The 9,594-nt window shown below is 71.5% G+C and carries 8 protein-coding genes; 5 read left to right on the forward strand and 3 right to left on the reverse strand.

What is annotated here, in order from left to right:
• Positions 1 to 93: 93 nt before the first annotated feature.
• On the reverse strand, positions 94 to 1,764 hold the full coding sequence (locus ABZ721_RS40440; protein WP_358793840.1) for a hypothetical protein: 1,671 nt from the start codon (positions 1,762 to 1,764) through the stop codon (positions 94 to 96).
• Positions 1,765 to 1,870: 106 nt separating this feature from the next.
• Positions 1,871 to 2,089, reverse strand: a complete 219-nt coding sequence (locus tag ABZ721_RS40445) for a hypothetical protein (RefSeq protein ID WP_358793841.1) — start codon at positions 2,087 to 2,089, stop codon at positions 1,871 to 1,873.
• Between the two features lie 188 nt (positions 2,090 to 2,277).
• Here ABZ721_RS40445 and ABZ721_RS40450 point away from each other — a divergent pair, with 188 nt between their 5' ends.
• A complete protein-coding gene (locus ABZ721_RS40450) occupies positions 2,278 to 3,252 on the forward strand; it encodes a carbohydrate kinase family protein (protein WP_358793842.1) in 975 nt (324 codons plus the stop codon).
• 55 nt (positions 3,253 to 3,307) lie between these two features.
• Here the strand turns inward: ABZ721_RS40450 and ABZ721_RS40455 are convergent, their stop codons facing one another.
• Positions 3,308 to 4,711, reverse strand: coding sequence for an aminotransferase class V-fold PLP-dependent enzyme (locus ABZ721_RS40455; protein ID WP_358793843.1), 1,404 nt, complete (start codon positions 4,709 to 4,711; stop codon positions 3,308 to 3,310).
• Between the two features lie 237 nt (positions 4,712 to 4,948).
• On the opposite strand from ABZ721_RS40455, the gene coxB reads away from it, so the two are divergent.
• The 4 genes from coxB to ABZ721_RS40475 all read left to right on the forward strand — a co-directional run bounded on the left by coxB (position 4,949) and on the right by ABZ721_RS40475 (position 9,427).
• Positions 4,949 to 5,899, forward strand: a complete 951-nt coding sequence (gene coxB, locus ABZ721_RS40460) for a cytochrome c oxidase subunit II (RefSeq protein WP_358793844.1) — start codon at positions 4,949 to 4,951, stop codon at positions 5,897 to 5,899.
• Positions 5,896 to 7,653 (forward strand): cytochrome c oxidase subunit I, encoded by a 1,758-nt coding sequence (ctaD, locus tag ABZ721_RS40465; protein WP_358793845.1) that lies wholly within the window; start codon positions 5,896 to 5,898, stop codon positions 7,651 to 7,653. The genes coxB and ctaD overlap by 4 nt, the downstream gene beginning before the upstream one ends.
• Complete coding sequence (locus ABZ721_RS40470; protein ID WP_358793846.1) at positions 7,650 to 8,048, forward strand: cytochrome c oxidase subunit 4; 399 nt, start codon at positions 7,650 to 7,652, stop codon at positions 8,046 to 8,048. The genes ctaD and ABZ721_RS40470 overlap by 4 nt, the downstream gene beginning before the upstream one ends.
• 122 nt (positions 8,049 to 8,170) lie before the next feature.
• Positions 8,171 to 9,427 (forward strand): Ig-like domain-containing protein, encoded by a 1,257-nt coding sequence (locus ABZ721_RS40475; protein ID WP_358793847.1) that lies wholly within the window; start codon positions 8,171 to 8,173, stop codon positions 9,425 to 9,427.
• The last annotated feature ends 167 nt before the right edge of the window (positions 9,428 to 9,594 follow it).

The following is a 9,594-nucleotide window of genomic DNA, read 5'->3' on the forward strand; positions in this document are numbered from 1 at the left end:
GCCTCCACCCCCTCCCCCCACCCCCCCCCGGGGCCGCCCCCTCCGGGGGGGGGGCCCCCCCGCCTTCGTCGTTCCACCAGCCGTGCCCGAGCCCTACTTGAGCGCGGGCACGATCGCGCCGTCGTACAGGTCCACGACCTTGCGGTCACCGAGCGGCCGCTCCAGCCGCACGGTCCGGGTGGTGTCCTTCGCGAGCATGATGCAGACGCGCTTCGCGGGGTCGGGCGTGCCCGTGATCCGTACGGTCACCGCCGCCGCGGACTCCTCGGCGGTCGCCGCGTAGGTCGAGCAGACCCCGGCCCAGAAGTGCACCTCCAGGACGTTGCCGTGCACGGTGTACGAGACGGCCTTCTGCTTCTGCGGCGCCTTCGGGTCGGTCGGCGTCACCGGCTCGGCCGGGTCGGCGGGCTGCGTCGGCCCGGTGGTGCCCGGGCCGCCCGGCTGCTCGCCCGGCAGGCCGGTGCCCGGCGCGTCCCGCTGGATGTAGCGCGCCTCGACGGCCGGCTGGGCGACGGTGTGCGTCCTGGTCACCCCGGCCTGCGCCACGTCGAACAGCCAGGACGGCACCAGCGCCCGCGCACCCGAGACGAACTGCGCCGACAGCCCGAACACGGCGCCCCGGACCTCGAGCTTCTGCTCGGCGGCCGGCACGCACGGCATGCTCCGCGGCAGCGTCTTGTCGTCGCTCGGCGCCGTCGGCTGCTTCGGGAGCAGCGACGGGCACGTACCGCCGACCCCGTGGTCCGCGCCGCCCGTCCCGGCGCCCTGCAGCTCCTTCAGGGCCTGCGCGGCGTCGACCACCGGGTACTGGTCGCCCTTGTCGAGCGCGGCCAGCAGGCCGTACCCGCCGCTCAGCTGCCCGTCCGCGCCGATCCGCAGCGTGGTGCGCCAGCCGTGCGTCGGCAGGCCGCCCACCACCGGGTCGGCGTTCACCATCCGCACCGCGCCGGCCGTCTCGCTCGCGTCGATCTTGGCGGCGGTCAGTCCGAGGGCGGCCAGGGCCGGCGCCGCGGCCTGCTTCGCCCGGTCCTCGGAGACCGCGGGCCCGGACGTGCCGGTCGGTCCCGCGGACGACGCCGACGTGCCCGCGTCCACGGAGGACGTCGAGGTTCCCGAATCGGCCGACGCCGCCGGCGAGCCGGACGCGGCGTCGGCCGAGGCGGCCGGCGGGCCGGAGCAGACCGGCGAGTCCGGGCCGCCCGCGCCGGGGCCGCCCGCGTCCGGAGCGATCGGCGCGTCCGGCTTCGACGGCGGGGTCCGGTAGCACTTGGCGAGCGGGCCGAGCCGTGAGTACGACCAGTTGCCCTCGCCGGACCGGTTCACCTGCAGGAAGGGGCCGCTGCCGTCCGGGGTGCCGCCCGCCCGCCAGAAGTCGTGGTCGAGCTTGACGGGTCCCGGTACGTCCAGCGCCTTCGCCAGCTTCTCGACGGCCGCCTGCGTCACCTGCCCGTGCGGCCGGAAGACCGGCGCCGCCTTCGGGCCGGCGGGCAGCGGCTTGACGACCTGGTACCGCGCGCCGGGCGCCGACGCGCTGCCGCTGCCCGTGCCCGCCGCCACGTCGTTCCTGGCGCTGTCCAGCGCGAGTGGCGCGGGTGCCCCGCTCTCCCGCTGGTCCGAGGCGTTGCCCGCGTTCGTCGCCCAGTAGGCCCCGCCGCCGCCCGCCACCAGGACCGCCGCGGCCATCGCGGCGACGGCCAGGGGCGACCTGAGGCGGCGGCGCGGAAGGGGATGGTCCGTCGTGTCGTCGTTGCGTTCGGTGCTCACCGTGCTGCTCCCTCGGCTCCGTACCGTCAGTTGCAGCTGTGACGGAGCCCGGGCCCGCACGGTTCCCACCGGGCGGGCCGGCGACCTGCCCGAGCGGCCGGCGGGATCAGGCGCCGTACTCCGCCATACCGTCCACGACGTGCGCGGACGCGAGGGGCACGGTGATGCCGTGCAGGCTCGATGGGGCGGCGGCCGACCGGGCCGCATGCGCCGGGACCGTCCAGTGCGGAGCCATCCGACGGCAGTCGCCGAGCAGATCGGCGAGCGACTCGGAACGGGATTCGGGTTCGACGACGGGGGACACGGGGGACGAAGTAGAAGCCATACCTCCGACCCTAGGCACTTGATCAGATACGGGTAAGCCCTACTATCGGGTAGTTTCTCCGTGTCCGGTGGCCGGTTCCCGCCCCGGAGGGCGCACCCCATACGATGACGGTGCCTCTTCCGTGTTGCCCAGGGTTCCCTTCCGGCCCTTGCCGACCTTCGCCGCCGCCCCCGCAGGAGCATTCAGTCGTGCGTATCGCTGTCACCGGATCCATCGCCACCGACCACCTGATGACCTTCCCCGGCCGCTTCGCCGACCAGCTGGTCGCGGACCAGCTGCACACGGTCTCGCTCTCCTTCCTCGTGGACACCCTCGATGTCCGGCGCGGCGGAGTCGCCCCCAACATCTGCTTCGGCATGGGTGTGCTCGGCCTGCGGCCGATCCTCGTGGGCGCGGCGGGCTCCGACTTCGCCGAGTACCGCGCCTGGCTGGACCGGCACGGCGTCGACACCGCGTCCGTCCGCATCTCCGAGGTGCTGCACACCGCGCGCTTCGTCTGCACCACGGACACCGACCACAACCAGATCGCGTCCTTCTACACCGGCGCGATGAGCGAGGCCCGGCAGATCGAGCTGCAGCCGGTCGCCGACCGCGTCGGCGGCCTGGACCTGGTCCTCATCGGAGCGGACGACCCCGAGGCGATGATCCGGCACACCCAGGAGTGCCGTGACCGCGGCATCCCGTTCGCCGCCGACCCCTCGCAGCAGCTCGCCCGCATGGACGGCGAGGACATCCGCCTCCTGGTGGACGGCGCCACGTACCTGTTCACCAACGAGTACGAGAAGGCGCTGATCGAGTCGAAGACGGGCTGGACCGGCGACGAGATCCTCGCCAAGGTCGGCACCCGCATCACCACCCTCGGCGCGCAGGGCGTCCGCATCGAGCGCCCCGGCCAGCCGGTGATCGAGGTCGGCTGCGCCGAGGAGGAGGCGAAGGTCGATCCGACCGGCGTCGGCGACGCGTTCCGCGCCGGCTTCCTGGCGGGCCTGGAGTGGGAGCTGTCCCTGGAGCGCTCCGCGCAGCTCGGCTGCATGCTGGCGACGCTGGTCATCGAGACGCTCGGCACCCAGGAGTACGAGCTGCGCCGCGGCCACTTCATGGACCGCTTCACCAAGGCGTACGGCCACGAGGCCGCCGCGGAGGTCAAGACCCACCTGGTCTGATCCGTCGGGCGCCCGCGTTCCCCGGCCGCTCCGACGAGCCCGGGGAGCGCGGGCGTCAGCTCCTGCGCCGCACCAGATACGCCGTGCCGCGCTCCGCCGCGCGCTCGCCGACGTACTCCTGGTCCCGCATCTGGCACCAGGCGGGGATGTCCAGCCGCGCCGCCTCGTCGTCCGACAGCACGGCGATCACCGCGCCCACCGGCACGTCGCCGATCACCTTGGCGAGCTCGATCACCGGGATCGGGCAGCGCCGGCCGAGCGAGTCGACCGTCAGCGCGGGCGCGTCCGGGGAGCCGGCGGAGTCCTGGGGCCCGGAGGGGACGGCGGCCGCCGCCGGGGGAGCGGCCGGGGCGCCGAGCTCGTCGCGGACCGAGCGGACGACACCCGGCAGCACGTCGAGGAAGCGCTCGACGTCTGCCGCCGGAGTGCCCGGCGGCAGCGACACCCGGACGTTGCCCTCCGACAGGACTCCCATCGCGCGCAGCACGTGGCTTGGGGTCAGGGTGCTGGAGGTGCAGGACGAGCCGGAGGAGACCGAGAAGCCGGCGCGGTCGAGCCCGCCGAGCAGCGCCTCCCCGTCGACGTAGAGGCAGGAGAACGTCACGAGGTGCGGCAGCCGCAGCGTCGGATGGCCGACGACCTCCACGTCCGGGACGAGGCCGGGCACCCGCGAGCGGATCCGCTCGACCAGTTCCGACAGCCGCGCCCGTTCCGCCGCGGCCTCCTCGCGCACCGCGCGCAGCGAGGCCGCCGCCGCCACGATGGCCGGCAGGTTCGCGAAGCCGGGGGAGCGGCCCGACTCCCGTTCGTCCGCGGGGCCCTGCGGAGCGAAGCGCACGCCCTTGCGGACGGCGAGCAGACCGACGCCGGGCGGCCCGCCCCACTTGTGGGCGCTGGCGGCCAGCACCGACCAGCCGTCCTCCACCGGCCCCCAGGCGAGCGACTGGGCGGCGTCCACCAGCAGCGGCACCCCCGCCTCCCGGCACAGCCGCGCGGCCTCGCCGACCGGCTGCACCGTGCCCACCTCGTGGTTGGCGGACTGCAGGCAGGCCAGCGCGGTGTCCGGGCGCAGCGCGGCGGCGAACGCGGCGGCGTCCACCCGGCCCGTGCGGTCCACCCCGACCTCGGTGGGGTCGTACGCCGCGGCGGCGTGGAGCACCGACGAGTGCTCGACGGCCGACACCACGACGTGACGGCCCGTCCGCCGCCTGCCCGCCATGGCTCCCGACACGCCCGTGTGAACCGCGAGGGTGCCCGAAGGAGTGAAAACGAGTTCGTCCGGACGGCAGCCCACCGCCTCGGCGGCGGTCTGCCGGGACGCGTCCAACAGCAGCCGGGCGCGGCGCCCCTCGCGGTACAGCCGGGCCGGGTCCGCCCACCCCTCGTCCAGCGCGGCTACCAGGGCCTGGCGGGCGACGGGGTGCAGGGGCGCGGCGGAAGCCGCATCGAAGTAGGACACGCCCGGCACGCTACGCCTGTCGCCCGGCGGTTCGTCAGGCGGCATGCGGAGCATGGCGGTCCACCCCTTCGGGAAGTGCCCCGGCGCGTTGGACCCCCTCCCCGCGCGACCCCAAATAGCGTCCAGTAGGGTTTGGTCCGCATAAACATCCACACCTACCTGCCCGCGCCAGGGCCGACCGACCAGCTGACGGCCGGGCACCCGGACGCGTGGGCGAGACTCTCGGGAAGGCGCTACGTGAGTCCCAACGGCTCCGACCGCTCGTCGCGGCGCCCGGTGCGGCGGAAGCTGCCGCAGGCGCTGGCCGCGGCGCTGGTCCTTGTGACCGCCACCGGTTGTGAATACCCCCGCCTTGGCATGCCCAGCCCCGCTACGGAAGAAGCACCCCGGATCCTGGCGCTCTGGCAGGGCTCCTGGGCCGCCGCGCTGGCGACCGGTGTGCTCGTCTGGGGTTTGATCATCTGGAGTGTGATCTTCCACCGGCGAAGCCGGACGAAGGTCGAGGTTCCCTCGCAGACCCGGTACAACATGCCCATCGAGGCGCTGTACACCGTGGTCCCGATCATCATCATCGCGGTGTTCTTCTACTTCACCGCGCGTGACGAGAACAAGCTCCTGGCGACCTCGGCGAAGCCCGACCACGTGGTGAACGTGGTCGGCATGCAGTGGAGCTGGGCGTTCAACTACGTCGAGGACGTGGACGGCAACGCGTCGTCTCCCGCGACGGCTCCCAAGGAGCTGTCCGAGATCCCCGTCGACAAGCTGAAGTTCCCGGTGGGCGCCGACGGCGTCTACGACTTCGGCACCCCCGCCACCAGGAACCCGGACACCGGCAACCCCGGTCCGACGCTCTGGCTGCCCAAGGGCGAGACGGTGCGGTTCGTCCTCACCTCGCGTGACGTCATCCACTCGTTCTGGGTGGTGCCGTTCCTCATGAAGATGGACGTCATCCCGGGCCACACCAACGTCTTCGAGGTGACTCCGAGCAAGGAGGGCACCTTCTTGGGCAAGTGCGCGGAACTGTGCGGCATGGACCACTCCCGGATGCTCTTCAACGTGAAGGTCGTCTCCCCGGAGGAGTACAAGGCGCACTTGAAGGATCTGGCGAAGAAGGGCCAGACCGGATACCTCCCGGCGGGCATTGCCACCACGGGCAACGCCAAGAATGCGGAGCCCAAGACCACATGAGCATTCTCAACGAACCCCATCAGGGCACGGCCGCCGTCGGCGGGTCGTACGAGGACGAGTTGCCGGTGAAGCGGGCACAGCCCGGCGCCGTGGTCATCAAGTGGCTCACCACCACGGACCACAAGACGATCGGGTCGATGTACCTGATCACCTCGTTCTTCTTCTTCATCCTCGGCGGCATCATGGCGCTGCTCATGCGTGCCGAGCTGGCCCGCCCGGGCACGCAGATCATGTCGAACGAGCAGTTCAACCAGGCGTTCACGATGCACGGCACCGTGATGCTCCTGATGTTCGCGACGCCGCTCTTCGCGGGCTTCGCGAACTGGATCATGCCGCTGCAGATCGGCGCGCCCGACGTGGCGTTCCCGCGGCTGAACATGTTCGCCTACTGGCTCTACCTGTTCGGCTCGCTGATCGCGGTGGCCGGCTTCCTGACGCCGGCGGGTGCGGCCGACTTCGGCTGGTTCGCCTACTCCCCGCTGTCGGACGCCGTCCGCTCGCCGGGTGTCGGCGCCGACATGTGGATCATGGGTCTGGCCTTCTCCGGCTTCGGCACGATCCTCGGCTCGGTCAACTTCATCACCACGATCATCTGCATGCGCGCCCCCGGCATGACGATGTTCCGCATGCCGATCTTCGTCTGGAACGTCCTGCTGACCGGTGTCCTGGTCCTGCTGGCCTTCCCGGTGCTGGCCGCCGCGCTCTTCGCCCTGGAGGCCGACCGGAAGTTCGGGGCGCACGTCTTCGATGCCGCGAACGGCGGGGCGTTGCTGTGGCAACACCTCTTCTGGTTCTTCGGCCATCCGGAGGTGTACATCATCGCGCTGCCGTTCTTCGGCATCATCAGCGAAGTGATCCCGGTCTTCAGCCGCAAGCCGATGTTCGGCTACGTCGGCCTGATCGGCGCGACGATCTCGATCGCGGGCCTGTCGGTCACCGTCTGGGCGCACCACATGTACGTCACGGGCGGCGTGCTCCTGCCGTTCTTCTCCTTCATGACGTTCCTCATCGCGGTTCCGACCGGTGTGAAGTTCTTCAACTGGATCGGCACGATGTGGAAGGGGTCACTGAGTTTCGAGACCCCGATGCTGTGGGCCGTCGGCTTCCTGATCACCTTCGCGTTCGGTGGTCTGACCGGTGTCATCCTGGCGGCGCCGCCGCTGGACTTCCACGTCTCGGACTCGTACTTCGTGGTGGCGCACTTCCACTACGTGATCTTCGGCACCGTGGTCTTCGCGATGTTCTCCGGCTTCCACTTCTGGTGGCCGAAGTTCACCGGAAAGATGCTGGACGAGCGGCTCGGCAAGATCACCTTCTGGACGCTGTTCTTCGGTTTCCACGGCACGTTCCTCATCCAGCACTGGCTGGGTGTCGAGGGCATGCCGCGCCGGTACGCGGACTACCTGGCGGCGGACGGGTTCACCACGCTGAACACCATCTCCACCATCAGCTCGTTCCTGCTCGGCCTGTCGATGCTGCCGTTCTTCTACAACGTGTGGAAGACCGCCAAGTACGGCAAGAAGATCGAGGTCGACGACCCGTGGGGCTACGGACGTTCCCTCGAATGGGCGACCTCCTGCCCGCCGCCGCGGCACAATTTCCTCACGCTGCCGCGTATCCGGTCCGAGTCGCCCGCCTTCGACCTGCACCACCCGGAGATCTCCGCGATGGAGCTGGAGCAGAACCTCGACACTGAGCGCGGCGCCCTCTACGCCGGTGGCGAAGAGCACGAAGGGAAGGGGAAGCAGCTGTGAGGGTCCAAGGCAAGATGTTCCTCGGCCTGGCGGTCTTCATCCTCGCCTCGGCCATCGTCTACGGCTACTGGTCCAAGGAGCCCGCCGGCACCACGGCGCTCTTCCTGGCCTTCGGCCTCAGCGTGATGATCGGCTTCTACCTGGCCTTCACCGCCCGCCGGGCGGACACCGGGGCCCAGGACCGCGAGGACGCGGACGTCGCGGACGACGCCGGCGAGGTGGGCTTCTTCAGCCCGCACAGCTGGCAGCCGCTCTCGCTCGCCATCGGCGGCGCGCTGGCGTTCCTCGGTGTGATCTTCGGCTGGTGGCTGCTGTACTTCTCCGCCCCCATGCTCTGCATCGGCCTCTACGGCTGGGTGTTCGAGTACTACCGCGGTGAGAACCAGACGCAGTAGGACCCGGCGGGAGACCGCCGGCAGCGAACGGGCTGGGCCCGGACACCTTCGCGGTGTCCGGGCCCAGCCCGTTCGCATGCGCTCAACGCGCCGTTCCGGGTGATTCTTCATACCTTATGACCATGAGTCACTTCACCCGGCGCCGGACGGCGATGCGATACGCACTTCTCGTGGCCCCTCTCGCGGTGGGGCTGACCTCATGCGGTGCCGACGGGGGCGACCCGCTGGCGGCCTCCCCCTACGACGCGGCGGGCCAGGTGGCGTACAGCCTGTCCGGCGGCGGCAAGGTCGACCCGAACAAGCCGCTGGAGATCACCGCCAAGGGCGACGACCGGATCACCGACGTCACGGCCACGGACGCCGCAGGACGCTACGTCAAGGGCGAACTGGCCCCCGACGGCATACGGTGGCACAGCACCGCTCCGCTGGCCGCAGGGGCCCATTACACGGTCCGGGTGAGCACCGAGGACGGGAACGGCCGCCCCGGCCGGGAGACCGTCGGGTTCGACACCACGGCCGCCGACAAGCTGCTGCGCGTCAGCTTCGGCCCCGACGCCGGCACCTACGGCGTCGGCCAGCCCGTCACCGCCGAGCTGAGCGTGCCCGTCAAGGACCCCGCGGCGCGCGCCAAGGTGGAGCAGAACCTGCAGGTCACCGCCAGTCCCGAAGCCGCGGCCGGCTCCTGGTACTGGGTGGACGACCGCACCTTGCACTACCGCCCGCAGAGCTACTGGCCCGCGCACGCGAAGATCGAGGTGCGCAGCACCCTGGACGGCGTCCGCGTCGAGAACAGCCTCTACGGGGGAGCCTCCAAGCCGCTGTCGCTGACGACCGGCGACCGGGTGGAGGCCATCACCGACTCCGGCTCGCACGAGATGACGTTCAAGCGCAACGGCAGCGTCGTCCGCACGATCCCGATCACCACCGGCAAGCCGGGCTTCTCCACCCGCAACGGCGTCAAGGTCGTGCTGGGCAAGGAGGAGTTCGTCCGGATGCAGAGCGAGAGCATCGGCATCTCGGCCGGCAGCTCCGAGGCCTACGACCTGCCCGTCTACTGGGCCACCCGGGTGACGTGGAGCGGCGAGTACGTGCACGCCGCGCCGTGGTCGGTCGGCTCGCAGGGGTCCGACAACGTCAGCCACGGCTGCACCGGGATGAGCACCGAGAACGCCCACTGGTTCTTCGACCAGGTGCAGAAGGGCGACGTCGTCCAGGTCGTCAACAGCGCGGGCGAGACGATGACCCCGTTCGACAACGGCTTCGGCGACTGGAACCTGAGCTGGTCCCAGTGGAAGAGCGGCAGCGCGCTCGGCGGGAAGGGCCAGGCGGCGGCGGTGCAGAACACCGCCGCGCCGGCCCGGCTCCGTCCCGAGCTGTAGCCGCCCGCCCGGTGGCCCGCCCTACGCGGGCGCGGCCACCGCCAGGGGGGGGGGGGGGGGCGTGGGCCCCCCGGGCGTCCGCCTTCGCCCGTTGGCGGCCGGCGCCCCACAACGCCGCGGTGGCCGCTCAGGACGGACTGGCGCCGGGGCGCGGCGCGTTCGGGCCC

Origin of the sequence: Streptomyces sp. NPDC006733, assembly GCF_040636125.1 — a bacterium.
GTDB lineage: Bacteria > Actinomycetota > Actinomycetes > Streptomycetales > Streptomycetaceae > Actinacidiphila.